General features: G+C 58.0%; 14 protein-coding genes, 1 tRNA gene and 1 other RNA gene. 10 read left to right on the forward strand and 6 right to left on the reverse strand.

The window, feature by feature from the left end:
* Positions 1-9: 9 nt before the first annotated feature.
* The 4 genes from CWM61_RS07235 to CWM61_RS07250 form a co-directional block, all read right to left on the reverse strand.
* Complete coding sequence (locus CWM61_RS07235; RefSeq protein ID WP_002921921.1) at positions 10-945, reverse strand: sugar kinase; 936 nt, start codon at positions 943-945, stop codon at positions 10-12.
* A 3-nt stretch (positions 946-948) separates the two neighbouring features.
* Positions 949-1,698, reverse strand: coding sequence for a sugar phosphate isomerase/epimerase family protein (locus CWM61_RS07240; protein ID WP_100630991.1), 750 nt, complete (start codon positions 1,696-1,698; stop codon positions 949-951).
* Positions 1,699-1,809: 111 nt separating this feature from the next.
* Positions 1,810-2,826, reverse strand: coding sequence for a LacI family DNA-binding transcriptional regulator (locus CWM61_RS07245; protein WP_061153000.1), 1,017 nt, complete (start codon positions 2,824-2,826; stop codon positions 1,810-1,812).
* A 103-nt stretch (positions 2,827-2,929) separates the two neighbouring features.
* Positions 2,930-3,592: an OmpA family lipoprotein gene (locus CWM61_RS07250; RefSeq protein WP_100630992.1), complete on the reverse strand. Its 663-nt coding sequence runs from the start codon at positions 3,590-3,592 to the stop codon at positions 2,930-2,932.
* 167 nt (positions 3,593-3,759) lie between these two features.
* Here CWM61_RS07250 and CWM61_RS07255 point away from each other — a divergent pair, with 167 nt between their 5' ends.
* Positions 3,760-6,090, forward strand: a complete 2,331-nt coding sequence (locus CWM61_RS07255) for a molybdopterin guanine dinucleotide-containing S/N-oxide reductase (RefSeq protein WP_100630993.1) — start codon at positions 3,760-3,762, stop codon at positions 6,088-6,090.
* Here the strand turns inward: CWM61_RS07255 and CWM61_RS07260 are convergent.
* Both CWM61_RS07260 and tag read right to left on the reverse strand, forming a co-directional pair.
* On the reverse strand, positions 6,059-6,499 hold the full coding sequence (locus tag CWM61_RS07260; protein WP_100630994.1) for an N-acetyltransferase: 441 nt from the start codon (positions 6,497-6,499) through the stop codon (positions 6,059-6,061). The genes CWM61_RS07255 and CWM61_RS07260 overlap by 32 nt on opposite strands.
* Positions 6,477-7,058, reverse strand: a complete 582-nt coding sequence (gene tag, locus CWM61_RS07265; protein ID WP_100630995.1) for a DNA-3-methyladenine glycosylase I — start codon at positions 7,056-7,058, stop codon at positions 6,477-6,479. The genes CWM61_RS07260 and tag overlap by 23 nt, the downstream gene beginning before the upstream one ends.
* Positions 7,059-7,263: 205 nt before the next feature.
* On the opposite strand from tag, the gene CWM61_RS07270 reads away from it, so the two are divergent.
* From CWM61_RS07270 to dppC, 9 genes are all read left to right on the forward strand, one after another.
* A complete protein-coding gene (locus tag CWM61_RS07270; RefSeq protein WP_162678233.1) occupies positions 7,264-7,845 on the forward strand; it encodes an autotransporter outer membrane beta-barrel domain-containing protein in 582 nt (193 codons plus the stop codon).
* A 241-nt stretch (positions 7,846-8,086) separates the two neighbouring features.
* Positions 8,087-9,292: an MFS transporter gene (locus tag CWM61_RS07280; protein ID WP_074386987.1), complete on the forward strand. Its 1,206-nt coding sequence runs from the start codon at positions 8,087-8,089 to the stop codon at positions 9,290-9,292.
* A gap of 228 nt (positions 9,293-9,520) precedes the next feature.
* Positions 9,521-11,194 (forward strand): kdo(2)-lipid A phosphoethanolamine 7''-transferase, encoded by a 1,674-nt coding sequence (gene eptB, locus CWM61_RS07285; RefSeq protein ID WP_074386988.1) that lies wholly within the window; start codon positions 9,521-9,523, stop codon positions 11,192-11,194.
* 196 nt (positions 11,195-11,390) lie between these two features.
* Complete coding sequence (locus tag CWM61_RS07290) at positions 11,391-12,785, forward strand: ankyrin repeat domain-containing protein (protein WP_100630996.1); 1,395 nt, start codon at positions 11,391-11,393, stop codon at positions 12,783-12,785.
* A gap of 119 nt (positions 12,786-12,904) precedes the next feature.
* Positions 12,905-12,981, forward strand: a tRNA-Pro gene (locus CWM61_RS07295).
* 34 nt (positions 12,982-13,015) lie between these two features.
* Positions 13,016-13,147, forward strand: a non-coding RNA gene (locus CWM61_RS07300) — RtT sRNA.
* Between the two features lie 858 nt (positions 13,148-14,005).
* Positions 14,006-15,613 (forward strand): dipeptide ABC transporter periplasmic-binding protein DppA, encoded by a 1,608-nt coding sequence (gene dppA, locus CWM61_RS07315; RefSeq protein ID WP_061153008.1) that lies wholly within the window; start codon positions 14,006-14,008, stop codon positions 15,611-15,613.
* A gap of 134 nt (positions 15,614-15,747) precedes the next feature.
* A complete protein-coding gene (dppB, locus tag CWM61_RS07320; protein WP_008806900.1) occupies positions 15,748-16,767 on the forward strand; it encodes a dipeptide ABC transporter permease DppB in 1,020 nt (339 codons plus the stop codon).
* Between the two features lie 9 nt (positions 16,768-16,776).
* Positions 16,777-17,679: a dipeptide ABC transporter permease DppC gene (gene dppC / locus CWM61_RS07325; RefSeq protein ID WP_074386990.1), complete on the forward strand. Its 903-nt coding sequence runs from the start codon at positions 16,777-16,779 to the stop codon at positions 17,677-17,679.
* Positions 17,680-17,681 lie beyond the last annotated feature (2 nt).

Below are 17,681 nucleotides of genomic sequence, written 5' to 3' on the forward strand. Positions count from 1 at the left end.
GTATAAATGTTATTCGCCCAGCGCGTCGCGGGTGGGCAGCCCCTCGCTGTCGCCCTGGACCTGAATCGCCAGCGAACCGATTTTATTGCCGCGGTTCACCGCCTGAAGCAGGGTTTTGCCTTCCAGCAGGGCGCTAATCACCCCGACGGCAAAGCCGTCGCCGGCGCCGACGGTATCGACGACGTTATCGACTTTAATGGCATCAACCGTTCCCTGTTCGCCGCTGGCGCTCTTGAACCAGGCGCCGTCGCAGCCGGTTTTAATGACCACCGCCTTGACGCCGCGGGAGAGATAGAAATCGGCGATCCCTTCAGGGGTCTGCTGGCCGGTGAGAATCACGCCCTCTTTTAAGCCTGGCAAAACCCAGTCAGCCTGGAAGGCGAGGCGGTTGAGTTTCTCCACCATCTCGGCTTCGCTTTTCCACAGCACCGGGCGCAGATTGGGGTCGAAAGAGAGGGTTTTTCCCTCGGCTTTCATCACCTTCGCCGCATGCTCCAGCAGCGCATATGAGCTTTCAGAGAGCGCGGCGGCCACGCCGCTCAGGTGCAGATGGCGGGCGCTGGTGAAGTAGTCGGCGCGAAAATCGTCCGGCGACAGATGGCTGGCGGCAGAGCCTTTGCGGAAATATTCCACAATGGGATCGGTTCCATTTTCGACTTTCGATTTCATCTGGAAACCGGTAGCGAAGCGGTTGTCGATGGCGACAGCATGGCTATCGATCCCCTCTTTCGCCAGCGATTGCAGTACGAAGCGGCCAAAGCTGTCGTTGCCGACGCGGCTGACCCAGCCGACCTTCAGACCCAGGCGCGCCAGGCCGGTGGCGACGTTCAGTTCGGCGCCGGCAACGCGTTTCATGAAATGCTCCACCTCGGCCAGATCGCCGGTTTCGGTGGCGACAAACATGGCCATGGCTTCGCCGATGGTGATGACATCTAAATTTTCCACGGCTTAATCCTCGCGTAACAGGTTGACGTAGCGGCGGGTCACGGCCGTCAGGTCATGGCCAGTCAGCGGAAACTCGATTCCACGCGGCGCATCGGCGGGAAGATTATCGAGCAGGGCCAGCCAGCGGTCGGCGGCCTGATCCGGCGGTACCGCGCGGAATTTCTCATGATGGGGTTCCGCGGCTTTCACATGAATATAGCTGACCGCCGGCGCAAGGTGACGTGCCGCCTCTTCCGGCGAGTCGCCAACCCACAGCCAGTTGCCCATATCAAACGTTAAGGTGACCGGCAACTGATGGACCCGGCAGGCGGCTTTGAAGCGCTGCATCGGCGCCAGCTGGCCGCAGTCGGTCTGGTCATTCTCTACCACCAACGTCATGCCGCTGTCGCTGAGGATATCGCGCAGCTCATCCAACTGCTGATTGTGGAGGAAATGGCCAAGGGAGAGCTTCAGCCACAGGGCATTCAGGGTTTGCGCTTCCGCGAGCAGCGCCGGGAGTTCCGGGTTGAGCTCGCCGTTATCGGCGAACAGCGCCTGCGGCGCGGAGTAGCAGGCCAGCAGGCCGTGGCGCTCAATGGTGGCCGCCAGCGACGGCAGAGCGTTGAGCTCTTCCGCGCTGCACAGCTCACGGCGGATTTCGACGCCGTCCGCACCGGCGTCGGCGATAAACGGCAGGACGGCGGCCTGGCCGCCTAAGGATTTAACATGGTCATTACCATACGCAGCGGTAACAACAATAATTTTTCTGGCCATCGCGCTCTTACTCCCGGCGTTTGTTGCTTAATCTCCTTAATACGCTAGATGGTATCGGTTCCATAAGAAAGGGCGAGATGTTTAATTTATGATCGGCATCACGAAGGATCGTTAACGGGAGGTTGATCCGCGGACGATAAGCTCGCCGGAGAAGACCCGCTCGCGGATGGGGTCGTTAGTGCCGGCAATGCGCCGAATCACCTGTTCGACCGCGGCGTAGCCGATCTGCCACGTCGGCTGTTTGAGGGTGGTAATACCGACGCCAGCCAGCTCCGCCCACTCCAGTTCGTCGAAGCCCAGCAGGCCGATATCGCTGCCCCAGATCAGGCCGACGCGCTTCAGGGCGCGGGCCACCTGCAGCGTCAGCGCGCCGTTGGCGGAAATCACTGCTTTACGCATCCCGCGATGGCGGGCGTGGAACTGGCGCAGGACGTTGTCCATCATCGCGCCGTCGTTGAGCGGTACTTCGGCGTTTTCAGCCACCACGCCGTGGTGGCGGGTGAGGGTGGCGCGAAAAGCGCTCAGACGCTCACGGCGGGTATTCACCGAGCCCAGCGGTTCGCTGAGAAACAGGATGGCCTCAAATCCTTTCTCCACCAGGTGTTCGGTGGCGGTGGTAGCGGCCTGAGTGTTATCCAGCCCGACCACATCGCAGGCGAAATCGGGAATTTTACGGTCAATCAGCACCATCGGCAGGGCTGACTGCTGTAAGCGGTTCAGGCCATCCTCACGCATACCGACCGCGTTGACCACGATGCCTTCCACCTGGTAGCTGCGCAGCAGGTCCAGGTAGTGCAGCTCCTGATCCAGCTCGTTATTGGTATTACACACCAGCAGGGTGAAGCCTTTTTCCCGGCAGGCCGCTTCAATGCCGCTCAGAACATTGACCGAGTAGGGGTTGGTGATATCGGCGATGATCAGGCCAATAAGGCGGGTTCGGCCGTGCTTGAGGCCGCGGGCCATCAGGCTGGGGCGGTAGTCGAGTTCGGCAATGGCTTTTTCAATACGTGATAACAGATCGTCGGAAAGCAGATGCTTCTCGCCGTTGAGATAACGTGAAATGCTGGTTTTGCCGGTCTTTGCGGCTTTCGCCACATCGCTGATAGTTGCACGCGCCGCTTTCGCCATGGTGGCTTCCTTTGCTGAAAATCTGCCAACACCTTAGCGCGAAAAATAGCGATATCAAGCATTTTGCCCGGCAGAGCGGCTGCCGGGCGACATGAGGATGCGCTTACTGTAGCGGGCTGAGGGTAATTTCCACGCGACGGTTCTGCGCTTTGCCTTCCGCCGTGCTGTTGCTGGCGATAGGATTCGCCGGCCCCATGCCGCTGGTGCGAATGCGATTGGCCGCCACGCCCTGCGTGATCAGCGCGCTGGCGACGCTGTCTGCACGCTGTTGCGACAGACGCATATTCAGCTCCTTGCTGCCGGTGCTGTCGGTGTAGCCGACGACGTTAACAGCGGTTTTCTCGTACTCTTTCAGCACCATGGCCACGCCGGTCAGGGTGTTGGCGCCGGCCGGTTTCAGGTTGGCGCTGTTGCTGTCGAAGGTGACGTTATTCGGCATGTTCAGCACGATATTGTCGCCATTTCGCGTCACGCTAACCCCGGTTCCCTGCATCTTGTCGCGCAGCTTCGCTTCCTGCACGTCCATGTAGTAACCAATGCCGCCGCCAAGCGCCGCGCCGGCCGCTGCGCCAATCAGCGCGCCTTTGCCGCGGTCATGTTTGGAAGAGGAGAGCGCGCCGACGCCAGCGCCCACTAAGGAGCCAATACCTGCGCCAATACCGGATTTACCTGCTTCACGTTCACCGGTATAGGGGTTGGTGGTGCAGCCAGAAATGGCCAGAGTGCCGCTGACCAGCGCCGCAATCATAAGTACGCGTTTTTTCATTTAATGTCCTTAATCCTTTTTATTCTTTGTCACAGCGAACGTGACGGTTGATTATGACGCGTGATTACGTAGAAAATTCCCCGGATACCATCTCATTTTGTAAATAACATTGAACGGTTGCCCATCACGCCGTCATGACACCTGCATTCGCTGACCAGGAGCCACCCTTGCCAACCTCATCTGCAACCAAAACCATCTTAACCGCCGCCCACTGGGGACCGATGCTGGTGGAAACGGACGGTGAAAACGTCCTCTCCTCCCGGGGCGCGCTGGCGACACCGTTTGCCAACTCGCTGCAAACGGCGGTGCGCGATCAGGTCCACAGCAAAACCCGCGTGCGCTATCCGATGGTGCGCAAAGGCTTCCTTGCTTCACCGGAAACGCCGCAGGGGGTCCGCGGTCAGGATGAATTCGTGCGGGTGAGCTGGGATCAGGCGCTGGATTTGATTGATGCCCAGCATCGGCGGATCCGCGAAATCTACGGTCCGCAGTCGATTTTCGCCGGCTCCTACGGCTGGCGTTCTAACGGCGTCCTGCATAAGGCGGCCACCCTGCTGCAGCGCTACATGAGCCTGGCGGGCGGCTATACCGGCCATCTTGGCGATTACTCCACCGGCGCGGCGCAGGCGATCATGCCTTACGTCGTGGGCGGCAATGAGGTGTATCAGCAGCAGACCAGCTGGCCGCTGGTGCTCGAGCACAGCGAAGTGGTGGTGCTGTGGAGCGCCAACCCGCTGAACACGCTGAAAATTGCCTGGAACGCCTCCGACGAGCAGGGGATCCCGTGGTTCGACCGGCTGCGCCAGAGCGGCAAGCGCCTGATCTGCATCGATCCGATGCGATCGGAAACCGTCGATTTCTTTGGCGATTCGATGGAATGGATCGCCCCGCATATGGGCACCGATGTCGCGCTGATGCTGGGGATCGCCCATACGCTGGTGGAAAACAGCTGGCAGGATGATGCGTTTCTTACCCGCTGCACCAGCGGCTACGATATTTTTGCCCGCTATCTGACCGGCGAAAGCGACGGCGTAGCGAAAACCGCTGACTGGGCGGCGGCGATCTGCGGCGTGGAAGCGGATAAGATCCGCGAACTGGCGAAACTTTTCCATGAAAACACCACCATGCTGATGTCTGGCTGGGGCATGCAGCGCCAGCAGTATGGCGAGCAGAAGCACTGGATGTTGGTCACACTGGCCGCCATGCTGGGGCAGATTGGCACCCCGGGAGGCGGGTTTGGTCTTTCCTACCATTTCGCCAACGGCGGCAACCCGACGCGCCGCGCGGCGGTGCTGGGCTCAATGCAGGGAAGCGTCGCCGGGGGCGTGGACGCGGTGGAGAAGATCCCGGTCGCGCGGATCGTCGAGGCGCTGGAGAATCCGGGGGCGGACTATCAGCACAACGGCATGGCGCGTCGCTTCCCCGACATTCGCTTTATCTGGTGGGCCGGCGGGGCCAACTTTACTCATCATCAGGACACCAACCGATTGATCCAGGCCTGGCAGAAACCGGAGCTGATCGTCATCTCCGAATGTTTCTGGACCGCCGCCGCGCGCCATGCCGATATCGTCCTGCCGGCGACCACTTCGTTTGAGCGCAACGATCTGACCATGACCGGGGATTACAGCAATCAGCATCTGGTGCCGATGAAGCAGGTGGTCGCCCCGCGAGATGAAGCGCGCGACGATTTCGCAGTCTTTGCCGACCTCAGCGAACGCTGGGAAGCGGGCGGCCGCGAGCGCTTCACCGAAGGGAAGAGTGATTTGCAGTGGCTGGAGACCTTCTATCAGATGGCCGCCCGGCGCGGCGCCCAGCAGCAGGTGACGCTGCCGCCGTTTGCCGAATTCTGGCAGGCTAACCAGCTGATTGAGATGCCGGAGGAGCCGGAGAATGCCCGTTTTGCCCGCTTCGCCGCCTTCCGCGACGATCCGCAGGCCAACCCGCTGAAAACGGCGAGCGGTAAAATTGAGATCCACTCACCAACCATCGCCGCCTTTGGCTACGCCGATTGCCCGCCGCACCCGATGTGGCTGGAGCCCGACGAGTGGCATGGCAACGCCGAGGCAGGGCAGCTGCAGCTGCTGTCGGCCCATCCGGCACACCGTCTGCACAGTCAGCTGAACTATACCGCGCTGCGCGAACGCTATGCCGTCGCCGGACGTGAACCGTTGACCATCCATCCGCAGGATGCCCAGGCGCGCGGGATCGCCGATGGCGATTTGGTGCGGGTGTGGAACGCCCGCGGTCAGGTGCTGGCCGGCGCGGTGGTGACGGAGGGGATCCGCCCGGGGGTGATTTGCCTGCATGAAGGGGCATGGCCCGACCTGGATCCGCTGGTGGGCATCTGCAAAAACGGGGCGGTGAACGTCTTAACCAAAGATATCCCGACATCCCGGCTCGGCAACGGCTGTGCCGGGAACACCGCCCTGGCGTGGCTGGAGAAATATACCGGCCCGGCGCTGCCGCTTACAGCATTTGATCCGCCGGCCAACGCATAATCCACGTCGGGTGCTGAGTATCGTCCTGCCATGCGCAGTCTTCAATCCGGAAGCCCTGCGCATGGTAGAAACTGACCGCCGATTCGTTCTTCTGGTAAACCTCAAGGCTAAGCCAGGCGTAGTGCTGTTTGACTTCATCCAGCAGCGCCCGGCCAATGCCCTGGCGGATGGCGTCCGGCGCGACAAACAACGCGCCGACGAAGCGGGAGTCCAGCACGCTAACAAAGCCTTTTAATACTCCGTCGCGCTCCCAGACCCAGGTGCTGGCGGCGGGAAGATAGACATCCCTTACCACCGCGATGCTGTCGCGCCAGTAACTTTCGCTGATAAAGGGATGAGCATGAATCGTGCTGTCCAGCCACAGCGCCAGCAGCGGCGCGGTATCTTCAGTGTCCCACTTGCGGATCATCCTGACCTCCAGGGTGACAGAAGCAGCCGGTGACATGGTCGTTGACCAGCCCACAGGCTTGCATAAAGGAATAACAGATTGTCGAGCCGACAAATTTAAAGCCGCGTTTTTTCAATGCCTTCGATAGCGCATCTGAGGCCGGCGTCGTGGTGGGGATTTCCGCCAGCGTCGCGGCGCACGTTACCTGCGGCTCATTGTTGACGAAGGCCCAGACAAAATCAGTGAACGACTCGCCATTTTCTTCCATCGCCAGGTAAGCGCGGGCGTTGCCGATAATGGCCTGAATTTTTCCCCGATGGCGAATGATGCCGGCATTCTGTAGCAACTGCTCGACATCATCTTCCCCCATCGCTGCCACGCGTACCGGGTCGAACTGGTGAAAAGCCTGGCGGTAGTTCTGCCGTTTTTTTAACACGGTGATCCATGACAAACCGGCCTGCTGGCCCTCGAGGCAGATCATTTCAAACAGCTGGCGGCCCTCTTTTTGCGCCACACCCCATTCGGTATCGTGATACTCGATATATAACGGATCCTGGCTCACCCATCCGCAACGTTGCATTGATATTTCTCCCTCTACGCTAAAAAAGTGAACGCCCGGCTTGACGGCTGAAAGATAAAGATAATAGTTAATACAGGGAAATCGTATCCCCAAAAAAAACACAGCAATATTGCCGATTCGGCTCTTTTCTGGAGTCGCATTAATGATAATAAAGAAATGCAATGGCCTCCGGGGCTTCTTGATCCCGGCGAGCATATCCGTCTGGGTGTTGTGTGTCTCTGGAGCGAATGCCTGGCAACAGGAATATATCGCTATCGATACAAAAAGTAATACGCCGGAACGCTATACATGGGATAGCGATCACCAACCACGTTACGAAGATATTCTCGCTGAGCGGATGAAGTCCTCAGAAACGCCCGGCGGGCTGGCATTAAACCAGGCGCTGGCGCCACCGGACAGCAGCCGTGGTCAGAGCGTCGGCTGGAATTATCTGCTGGCAAATGGCATGACCTCCGGGCCGGTGGCCAGCCTGCGCAGCGACGTCACCGCGCCGGTGACGAGAAGCGCGGGCGAGACGGGGTATGTCAACACGCTCGGCTGGCGCATGGATTATCAGTCGCTGTGGGGCGTACATCCCTGGGCTCAGGTGAGCTATAACCAGTCGCTCGCCAGCGATGCCTGGTCGCCGACGACCCGCGCCAGAGAAGGCGGCTGGAGTGATGTCACCCTGGGTGCCGATATGCAGTTGGGATCCCACGTGGCAGCATGGGCGACGCTGTCGCAGGCGGACAATGTCCCATCGGGGGAAAATACGCTCTATCTGATGGGCGTCAGCGCCAACTTTTGACCCGATATTGTTACGCGTTTGAAACGACACGGTTATTGTTAAATCTCAGTAATGGCGCATTTCTGTGAGATAGCGCACACTAACTTTTTGCCTGAAATTCGCGGAATGAATGTTTTGCAATGTCATTCGTTCCGCCATTAATGCATTTCATTCCCTGCTGATGGCAGTTCATGCCTTTTTTCCCCACAGGATGAGGGGCCTTCGCTATTGTGGCGGCAGTTAATTTATCAGGACAACTGCTATGAACGCTGCAAACCGTCAATCGACCCGCTGGCTTACGCTAATCGGCACCATCATCACCCAATTTGCTCTCGGTTCGGTCTATACCTGGAGCCTGTTTAATAGTTCGCTGTCTGACAAACTGGGCGAGCCGGTTAGCCGGGTGGCTTTCTCCTTTGGCCTGCTGAGCCTCGGGCTGGCGCTCTCCTCGTCGGTTGCCGGGAAACTGCAGGAGCGCTTTGGCGTTAAGCGCGTCACGATGGCCTCCGGGATCCTGCTCGGTCTGGGCTTCTTCCTGACCGCGCACTCCAGCAGCCTGATGATGCTGTGGCTGAGCGCGGGCGTGCTGGTGGGGCTGGCGGACGGCGCCGGTTATCTGCTGACGCTGTCGAACTGCGTGAAGTGGTTCCCTGAACGTAAAGGGCTGATCTCCGCTTTCTCCATCGGTTCCTATGGTCTCGGCAGCCTGGGGTTCAAATTCATTGACTCCCATCTGCTGGCCACCGTCGGTCTGGAAAAAACCTTCGTCATCTGGGGCGCTATCGTGCTGGTGATGATTGTGTTTGGCGCGACCCTGATGAAAGATGCGCCGAATCATACGGCGACCACCGCGGCCAATGGCGTGGTAGAAAACGACTTCAGCCTGGCGGAATCAATGCGCAAACCGCAGTACTGGATGCTGGCGGTGATGTTCCTGACGGCCTGCATGAGCGGCCTGTACGTGATTGGCGTGGCGAAAGATATTGCCCAGGGGATGGTCCACCTGGATGTCGCCACGGCGGCAAACGCGGTCACGGTTATCTCGATTGCTAACCTCAGCGGCCGCCTGGTGTTAGGCATCCTGTCCGACAAAATCTCCCGCATTCGTGTAATTACCCTCGGCCAGGTGGTGTCGCTGGTGGGGATGGCCGCGCTGCTGTTCGCCCCGCTGAATGCCATGACTTTCTTCGCCGCCATCGCCTGCGTCGCCTTTAACTTCGGCGGCACCATCACCGTTTTCCCATCGCTGGTGAGTGAGTTCTTTGGCCTGAACAATCTGGCGAAAAACTATGGTGTGATTTATCTGGGCTTTGGTATCGGCAGCATCTGCGGCTCTCTCATCGCTTCGCTGTTCGGCGGCTTCTACGTGACTTTCTGCGTGATCTTCGCCCTGCTGATTCTGTCGCTGGCGCTGTCCACCACCATTCGTCAGCCGAAAGGCAGAGTCTATAGCGAGGCGCATGCCTGAAACGCGCCCCTGGTTAATCCCCTAAGCAAATAGTGCCAATCCAGCCAAATGTTTTGTAAATGTTTGGCTGGATCACATTCCCTCCTGATACTTTTCCCGTTCCCTGTGGTCTACTTATCGCGCTTTGTAGAGGTTTCTGATAACCAACCCTAACGCACCCTATTAGCCTACTGACTCGTGCCACAGCGTCAGGCGGTGTTTTATTCTTCTTTTTCCAGGTTTGCTTGCATGAAATATATTAGAACGATGACGCAGCAGAAGCTTAGTTTTTGGCTGGCGCTGTACATCGGCTGGTTTATGAACGTCGCCGTTTTTTTCCGGCGTTTCGATGGTTATGCTCAAGAGTTCACTTTCTGGAAAGGGCTTTCCGGTGTCGTTGAACTGGTTGCCACGGTCTTTGTCACCTTCTTCCTGTTACGTCTGCTGTCACTGTTTGGCCGCCGCATCTGGCGCATTCTGGCGACGCTGATTGTTCTGTTTTCCGCCGCCGCCAGTTACTACATGACGTTCCTCAATGTGGTGATTGGCTACGGAATTATCGCCTCGGTGATGACCACCGATATCGACCTGTCGAAAGAGGTTATCGGCTGGCACCTGATCCTCTGGCTGGTGGTGGTGAGTGCGCCGCCGCTGCTGTTTATCTGGAGTAACCGCTGCCGCCATACTCTGCTGCGCCAATTGCGCACCCCAGGCCAGCGGGTTAAAAACGTGCTGATCGTGGTGCTGGCCGGACTCATTGTCTGGGGCCCCATCCGCCTGCTTGAGCTGCGTCAGCACGATGTGGAGCGCCATTCGGAAGTGGATATGCCGAGCTATGGCGGGGTGATCGCCAACTCCTACCTGCCATCAAACTGGCTGTCGGCGCTGGGGCTTTACGCCTGGGCGCAGGTGGATGAATCCTCGGATAATAAATCGCTGATTAACCCGGCGAAGAAGTTTACCTACGTCGCCCCGGAAGGTCTGGATGACACCTACGTGGTATTCATCATTGGCGAAACGACCCGCTGGGACCATATGGGCATCCTCGGCTATAGCCGCAACACCACGCCAGAGCTGGAGAAAGAGAAGAATCTCGTTGCCTTCCGCGGCTACTCCTGCGATACCGCCACCAAGCTGTCGTTACGCTGCATGTTTGTGCGTCAGGGCGGGGCGGAGGATAACCCGCAGCGGACGCTCAAAGAGCAGAACGTCTTTGCCGTGCTTCATCAGTTGGGCTTCAACGGCAATCTCTATGCCATGCAGAGCGAGATGTGGTTCTACAGCAACACGATGGCCAACAATATCGCCTACCGCGAGCAAATTGGCGCCGAGCCGCGCAACCGCGGCAAGAGCGTTGACGATATGCTGCTGGTGGAGGAGATGAAGCGCGGTATGGCGCAGGACAACGCCTCCGGTAAGCACCTGATCATTCTCCACACCAAAGGCTCTCATTTTAACTACACCCAACGCTACCCGCGCAGCTTTGCCCAGTGGAAGCCGGAGTGCGTCGGTGTCGACAACAAGTGCTCGAAAGCGGAGCTGATTAACTCCTACGATAACAGCGTGACCTACGTCGATCACTTTATCGTCAGCGTCCTCGACCAGCTGCGGGATAAGAAAGCGATTGTGTTCTATGCCGCCGATCATGGGGAGTCGATTAACGAGCGTGAACACCTGCACGGAACGCCGCGCAAGATGGCGCCGCCGGAGCAGTTCCGCGTGCCGATGATGGTGTGGATGTCGGATAAATACCTGGAGAATCCCGATCATGCCGCCGCGTTTGCCCATCTGCAGCAGCAGGCCGCGATGAAGGTGCCGCGCCGTCACGTCGAGCTGTACGACACCATTATGGGCTGCCTCGGCTATACCTCGCCGGATGGCGGGATCAATGAGAATAACAACTGGTGCCGCTGGAAAAAGTAAGGCACGGATTTTATTTTCAGATTCTCGGGTCTGTTTTCCCTTCCTGAGCCCAGGATAAGCTAATCCCTCGCCGGCTGACGTCGCGCGAGGGATTTTTTTCGCACAGTGGACGTGTCTGGCAGGTTGCCTCTTCTTCTTTGATTACCCTCCAGTTTCCTTGCTTCCCCTGTGCTCGAACTTTTCATGGAGAGAAAGGATGAAGGTAATAAAGGGGTTGGCCTTGCTGTGCCTGTTGATGCTCGCGGGCTGCCAGTCTGAGGAAGAGACCAGCCAGTTCCTGCTGGCCTGTAAATACGATGCGCCGGCGACGATCGAAGCCATGCTGAATAACGGCATTGATGTGGATGGTCAGGATAAAACCGGCTTAAGTGGCTTGATGGTCGCTGCCGCGGAAAATCGTCGCGATGTGGTGGCGTTACTGCTTAAGCGTCAGGCGAAGCCGAATCTCCAGACGCGCCAGGGCGTGACGGCGCTGATGTTGGCGGCGGCGCGAGGCAGCGATACCGCGATTATCGGCGATCTTCTCCAGGCGGGAGCGGCGGTGAATCAGACCACCATCGAGAAGAGCACGCCATTGATGTCCGCCATTGCCGACGGCGGGGACGTCAGAAACGACTATCAGCATATTCTGGCAATGAAAAAGCCCGATGCGCCTGTCGAGGAGGAGAGCGCGCTGGATAAAATTGTCGGCGCAACGGCGGCGAAATCGCTGGCGACGGGTAACCGCGCGCTGATGACCGAAGACATGGCGTTACAACTGGCACCCGGCGCCTTTAAGAAGAACGTCGACGAAATTGTGGCGCTGCTCCTCAAACACGGGGCGGACGTGAAGGCCGTCAATGCTTCAGGGGAATCGGCCTTTTTCCTCGCGGTCGATCACGCGCGTTCGGCGGAAACCATCACGACGCTGGCCAACGCCGGGGCGGACACCAGCCTGGCGGATAAATCCGGCACCACTCCGCTGATGCTGGCGGCGGCGGGGGAAGATCCCAATCTGGTGCTGGCGCTGTCGGCCTCCGGTGTGGAGGTGGATAAGCCGAACCGTGAAGGGCTCACGGCGCTGCAGGTGGCGGCGGGTCAGGGGTCGCCTGCGGTGATCGCGGCGCTGGTGCAGCGCGGCGCAAAGGTGGACCAGCTCTCCGCCAACGACCTCAGCCCGCTGATGCTGGCGGTCAAAATGAATAATAAAGCCAGTGTCGAGGCGCTGCTTGAGGCTGGCGCCAGCGTCAATCTCAGCAATAAGGCCGGCTATACGGCGATTGGCTACAGCCGGGCCGGCGAGGTTCGCCAGCTGCTGCTGGCGCAGCATGCCGAGCTGAAGGGGCAGGCTGCGCATATGGCGCAAAGCGAACTCCAGTTTTGTGCCAATGCCTTTGCCGACAAGCTGGCATACAGCGACATCGCCCGCGCGGTAAATAACGATACCCGCCCGGATATCATGCGCCATCAGCAATCCTGTCCGGAGCTGGGGGAACTGACGATGCTGCTCGGGGAATTTAAATTCAACCCGGCGGGCTCGACCTATCTCGGTGAGCCGGTGACCTGTAAGGTATCCGAGTATCGCAAAGCGTTTGAGGTGACCTGCCGCTGAAAACGATGACCAACCGGCGATTCGCTGCTCAGGCTGCTGAGTTTCTCGCCGGTTGAGCGATTTTTTGAAAATAAGGCATTGACGGGTAGGCATCCCAGCAGTAAGATGCGCCCCGCATTCGGTGATTGGCGCAGCCTGGTAGCGCACTTCGTTCGGGACGAAGGGGTCGGAGGTTCGAATCCTCTATCACCGACCAAATTCGAAAAGCCTGCTCAATGAGCAGGCTTTTTTGCATCTGTATCCTGTGAGGATGAGAACCTCCGGGGGCAGAGGTTCGACTCGAGCGAAGCGAGAGAACGTTGCGACAGCAACGGCCCGCAGGGCGAGCCACGAAGTGGCGAGTCATCCTCTATCACCGACCAAATTCGAAAAGCCTGCTCAATGAGCAGGCTTTTTTGCATCTGTAGCCTGTGAGGATGAGAACCTCCGGGGGCAGAGGTTAGAGGTTAGAGGTTAGAGGTTCGGCTTGTGTTCCGTAGGCCCGCGCAAGCGTAGCGCCGCCGGGCATTATCCGTGTGCTACCGGCCAAAAATTCCACCAGAATCACAATTAACGTCTTTACCCACGTTTCAAGCCAGCTATTCGCTATTTTGTGACATCTTCCATTGCATTTTTTTATCGATGAACAGATCTTTTTTCGCGAAGCTTATGGCTAAATGTAGCATTTTCCGCTGTGCGCTTTAACGTTCGCGCTATTAATCGCTCACATATTGGTCACACAGCAAGAAATTTTTCTCATTTGTTGGAATTGTTTCCCTCTGCGTGTTGCAAATTATTAAGGTCTTTATTCTGCTTATCGGCCCGTAGCATAAATTTCTCTGCTGAAAATAGCGCCTTGAAGTTTTTTTAATCTTTGCCTGCCGTTTCTCACGCTGGATGTAAAACCCGGCTGGCTGTATTGACGTTTCCCCATTCTGTTGACAGATTGTAGGGCATGAGGGGCATTTCATGGAGAATCCGTACTGCAACTCAGTCGTTTTTGCGAAAGGAATCCCCATCTCTCTCTACGCCTTCGGGCACCACCGACTGGACCGGGTATATTCTAAATAGTTCGAGCTGCGGAAAGGCGGCAAGTGTACGAGCTCCCCTGAGCATAGATAACGATGTGACTGGGATGATCGAGCGCAGCCAACGCATCCGTCGTTTGAAATAGGACGAATAAAAATAAATAAAGGTCCGGCGGATATATGCAAACAACATCACAGTTTTGGAGCAGAATAATGAGTATTTCCTTGAAGAAATCAGGGATGCTGAAGCTTGGTCTGAGCCTGGTCGCCATGACCGTCGCCGCCAGCGTGCAAGCGAAAACCCTGGTTTATTGTTCTGAAGGCTCGCCGGAAGGCTTTAACCCACAGCTCTTCACCTCTGGCACCACCTATGACGCCAGTTCCGTACCGATCTATAACCGGCTGGTCGAATTTAAAACCGGTACGACGGAAGTTATTCCAGGGCTTGCTGAGAAATGGGAAGTCAGTCCTGATGGCAAAACCTATACTTTCCATCTGCGTCAGGGCGTGAAGTGGCAAGATAATAAAGACTTCAAACCAACCCGTGACCTGAACGCCGATGACATCGTGTTCTCCTTCGATCGCCAGAAGAATACCAATAACCCGTACCATAAAGTTTCTGGCGGCAGCTATGAATACTTTGAAGGGATGGGTCTGCAGGACCTGATTAGCGAAGTGAAGAAAGTGGACGATAAAACCGTCCAGTTCGTCCTGACTCGCCCGGAAGCGCCGTTCCTCGCTGACCTGGCCATGGACTTCGCCTCTATCCTCTCGAAAGAGTATGCCGATAACATGCTGAAAGCCGGCACGCCGGAAAAAGTGGACCTCAATCCTATCGGTACCGGCCCATTCCAGCTGCTGCAGTACCAGAAAGATTCCCGCATTCTGTATAAAGCCTTCCCGGGCTATTGGGGTACCAAGCCGAAGATCGATCGTCTGGTCTTCTCTATCACCCCGGATGCTTCCGTGCGCTATGCCAAGCTGCAGAAAAATGAGTGCCAGGTGATGCCGTACCCGAACCCGGCGGACATCGCGCGCATGAAGGAAGATAAGAACATTACCCTGCTGGAACAGCCGGGCCTGAACGTCGGTTATCTCTCCTTCAACACTGAGAAGAAACCGCTGGACGACGTCAAAGTTCGTCAGGCGCTGACCTACGCGGTTAACAAAGAAGCGATCATCAAAGCCGTTTACCAGGGCGCAGGCCAGGCGGCGAAGAACCTGATCCCGCCGACCATGTGGGGCTATAACGACGACGTTAAAGACTACACCTACGACCCGGAGAAGGCGAAGCAGCTGCTGAAAGAAGCGGGCCTGGAAAAAGGCTTCACCATCGACCTGTGGGCGATGCCGGTACAGCGTCCGTACAACCCGAATGCCCGCCGTATGGCTGAAATGATCCAGGCGGACTGGGCGAAAGTCGGCGTCCAGGCCAAGATTGTCACCTATGAGTGGGGTGAATATCTGAAGCGGGCGAAAGCGGGCGAGCACCAGACCGTAATGATGGGCTGGACCGGTGACAACGGGGATCCGGATAACTTCTTCGCGACCCTGTTCAGCTGCGCCGCGGCGAAAGACGGCTCCAACTACTCGCGCTGGTGCTATAAGCCGTTTGAAGATCTGATTCAGCCGGCCCGCGCTACCGACGACCACAACAAGCGTATTGAACTGTACAAACAGGCTCAGGTAGTGATGCATGACCAGGCTCCGGCGCTGATCATCGCTCACTCCACCGTCTATGAGCCGGTGCGTAAAGAAGTCAAAGGCTATGTGGTGGATCCGCTGGGCAAACACCACTTCGATAACGTCTCCGTCGAATAATAAGCACGATGCCTGACCCCCTCTCCCCGCGCGGGAGAGGAAGGGGGCGTATTCCCGCTATTCCGGGGAATGCTTTTGTGAGCAATACAGACGCCCTGTCGCCAGGCGGGGCGTCACTAGAGAGAATCCGGGTTATGTTGCAGTTTATTCTCCGACGTCTGGGACTAGTCATCCCGACATTTATCGGTATCACCCTTCTCACCTTTGCCTTCGTCCATATGATCCCCGGCGATCCGGTGATGATTATGGCGGGCGAACGTGGTATTTCCCCCGAGCGTCACGCGCAGCTGCTGGCCGAAATGGGCCTTGATAAGCCGCTGTGGCAGCAATATGCCCATTACATTTGGGGCGTACTGCACGGTGATTTAGGCATCTCGCTGAAAAGCCGCATTCCCGTGTGGCAAGAGTTTGTCCCGCGCTTTAAAGCCACCCTTGAACTGGGCGTTTGCGCGATGATTTTCGCCGTCGCCGTCGGTATTCCGGTGGGCGTGCTGGCTGCGGTAAAACGCGGCTCCATCTTTGACCATACCGCCGTGGGTCTGGCGCTGACTGGCTACTCCATGCCTATCTTCTGGTGGGGCATGATGTTGATTATGCTGGTTTCGGTGCAACTGAACCTGACCCCGGTCTCCGGGCGTATCAGCGATACGGTGTTCCTTGACGATACCTTGCCGCTGACCGGCTTTATGCTGATCGACACCGCCATCTGGGGTGAGCAGGGCGACTTTATCGATGCCTTAATGCATATGATCCTGCCGGCTATCGTGCTGGGCACTATCCCATTGGCGGTGATTGTGCGTATGACCCGCTCGTCGATGCTGGAAGTGCTCGGCGAAGACTACATTCGTACCGCGCGCGCCAAAGGGCTGACCCGGATGCGGGTGATTGTGGTCCATGCCCTGCGCAACGCGATGCTGCCGGTGGTCACGGTCATTGGCCTGCAGGTGGGCACGCTGCTGGCGGGCGCGATCCTGACGGAAACCATTTTCTCATGGCCTGGTTTAGGCCGCTGGCTGATTGACGCGCTGCAGCGTCGCGATTACCCGGTGGTGCAGGGCGGGGTACTGCTGGTGGCGACGATGATTATCCTCGTCAACCTGCTGGTCGACCTGCTGTATGGCGTGGTGAACCCGCGTATCCGGCATAAGAAGTAAGGGGCCATCATGTCACAAATTACTGAGAATAAAGCGATTGCTGCACCGGTGCCAATGACGCCGCTGCAGGAGTTCTGGCACTATTTCAAACGCAACAAAGGCGCGGTCGTCGGTCTGGTGTACGTGGCGGTGATGATTATCATCGCGGTGTTCGCCAACTTCCTCGCCCCGTATAACCCGGCGGATCAGTTCCGTGATTCGCTGCTGGCGCCGCCGTTCTGGCAGGATGGCGGCAGCCTGGCGCATCTGCTCGGCACCGACGACGTGGGCCGCGATATTCTGTCGCGTCTGATGTACGGCGCCCGCCTGTCGCTGCTGGTGGGCTGCCTGGTGGTGGTCCTGTCGCTGATCCTTGGCGTGGTGCTCGGCCTGGTGGCGGGCTATTTCGGCGGAGTGGTGGATTCCATCATCATGCGCGTCGTCGATATTATGCTGGCGCTGCCGAGCCTGCTGCTGGCGCTGGTGCTGGTGGCTATCTTCGGGCCATCTATCGTCAACGCGTCGCTGGCGCTGACCTTCGTGGCGCTCCCACACTATGTGCGTCTGACGCGTGCGGCGGTGCTGGTCGAGGTCAACCGCGACTACGTGACCGCTTCCCGCGTGGCGGGCGCCGGCGCGATGCGCCAGATGTTCGTCAATATTCTTCCCAACTGTCTCGCGCCGCTGATCGTTCAGGCGTCGCTGGGCTTTTCTAACGCCATTCTCGACATGGCAGCGCTGGGGTTCCTCGGCATGGGCGCACAGCCGCCGACGCCTGAGTGGGGCACCATGCTCTCCGACGTATTGCAGTTCGCGCAAAGCGCCTGGTGGGTGGTGACCTTCCCGGGTGTGGCGATCCTGCTGACGGTGCTGGCATTTAACCTGATGGGTGACGGTCTGCGTGACGCGCTCGATCCCAAACTGAAGCAGTAAGA

This window comes from Klebsiella sp. K-Nf6 (assembly GCF_002806655.1).
Classification (GTDB): Bacteria; Pseudomonadota; Gammaproteobacteria; order Enterobacterales; family Enterobacteriaceae; genus Klebsiella; species Klebsiella variicola.

What these genes read in the sequence shown, in the direction of transcription:
- CWM61_RS07240 (WP_100630991.1), bottom strand. Translation starts at nt 1,698, where the DNA reads ATGGCCAGAAAAATTATTGTTGTTACCGCTGCGTATGGTAATGACCAT.
- CWM61_RS07245 (WP_061153000.1), bottom strand. Translation starts at nt 2,826, where the DNA reads ATGGCGAAAGCGGCGCGTGCAACTATCAGCGATGTGGCGAAAGCCGCA.
- CWM61_RS07250 (WP_100630992.1), bottom strand. Translation starts at nt 3,592, where the DNA reads ATGAAAAAACGCGTACTTATGATTGCGGCGCTGGTCAGCGGCACTCTG.
- CWM61_RS07260 (WP_100630994.1), bottom strand. Translation starts at nt 6,499, where the DNA reads ATGATCCGCAAGTGGGACACTGAAGATACCGCGCCGCTGCTGGCGCTG.
- tag (WP_100630995.1), bottom strand. Translation starts at nt 7,058, where the DNA reads ATGCAACGTTGCGGATGGGTGAGCCAGGATCCGTTATATATCGAGTAT.
- CWM61_RS07280 (WP_074386987.1), top strand. Translation starts at nt 8,087, where the DNA reads ATGAACGCTGCAAACCGTCAATCGACCCGCTGGCTTACGCTAATCGGC.
- eptB (WP_074386988.1), top strand. Translation starts at nt 9,521, where the DNA reads ATGAAATATATTAGAACGATGACGCAGCAGAAGCTTAGTTTTTGGCTG.
- CWM61_RS07290 (WP_100630996.1), top strand. Translation starts at nt 11,391, where the DNA reads ATGAAGGTAATAAAGGGGTTGGCCTTGCTGTGCCTGTTGATGCTCGCG.
- dppA (WP_061153008.1), top strand. Translation starts at nt 14,006, where the DNA reads ATGAGTATTTCCTTGAAGAAATCAGGGATGCTGAAGCTTGGTCTGAGC.
- dppB (WP_008806900.1), top strand. Translation starts at nt 15,748, where the DNA reads ATGTTGCAGTTTATTCTCCGACGTCTGGGACTAGTCATCCCGACATTT.
- dppC (WP_074386990.1), top strand. Translation starts at nt 16,777, where the DNA reads ATGTCACAAATTACTGAGAATAAAGCGATTGCTGCACCGGTGCCAATG.